This is a genomic window from Caballeronia sp. GACF4, from assembly GCF_023631025.1.
GTDB lineage: Bacteria > Pseudomonadota > Gammaproteobacteria > Burkholderiales > Burkholderiaceae > Caballeronia.
This window is the reverse complement of sequence record NZ_JALQDW010000031.1, coordinates 1-643: the sequence shown is the minus strand read 5'-3', so window position 1 is coordinate 643 and position 643 is coordinate 1. Positions and strand designations below refer to the sequence as shown.

General features: G+C 63.5%; 1 protein-coding gene. It reads left to right on the top strand.

Features of this window, described 5'->3' with window-relative positions:
- Positions 1 to 164 precede the first annotated feature (164 nt).
- Positions 165 to 643 (top strand): type VI secretion system baseplate subunit TssF (locus tag NCR40_RS27880; RefSeq protein WP_250511358.1); only part of this gene is annotated, 479 nt, incomplete at its 3' end.

The following is a 643-nucleotide window of genomic DNA, read 5'->3' as shown; positions in this document are numbered from 1 at the left end:
TTTCCTCTGCAGTACGACCTCAAAGCGCAGGTCGGCGCGGGGCCGCTCGATTTGCTCAAGCTGCGCGGCTTCAAGATGCCGCAGCGCGTGTTTCTCGTCGGCAAGGGTGTGATGATGCCCGCCGGCGGACTGTCCTTGCCACCTCTGCCGCCGGAGATGCGACCATGACCGCGCCTTGGAAGCATTCCGCGCTTGAGCACGAGAATCCGTTTCTCGAATACTTCGACGCGGAAATGCGCTACTTGCGCGCCGCATCGGGCGAGTTTGCCAAAGCGCATCCTGATGCTGCCCGTTGTTTGGGTATGCGCTACGGCGAGGTGGGCGACAGCGTGCGCGCCACCTTCGAGGGCTTTGCGCTGCTCATGGCGCGTTTGCGCATGAAGCTCGACGATGGCGGTCCGGAATTCACCGAAGCGCTGATCGACAACATGTACGAGCATGCGGCGCGGGCGATTCCCTCGCTGTCGATCATCGAATGCATGCCGCTTGGACACGGCACCGAGAGCGCGGTGCGGATTCCTGCGGGTGCCGTGGTGCGCTCGGCGCCTGTCGGTCCCGATCAGATAAAGTGTCTCTACCGCACGACGCAGGCCGTCCAGCTACTGCCACTTTCAGTCGAGGACGCGGAGGTTGCGGTGCGCGA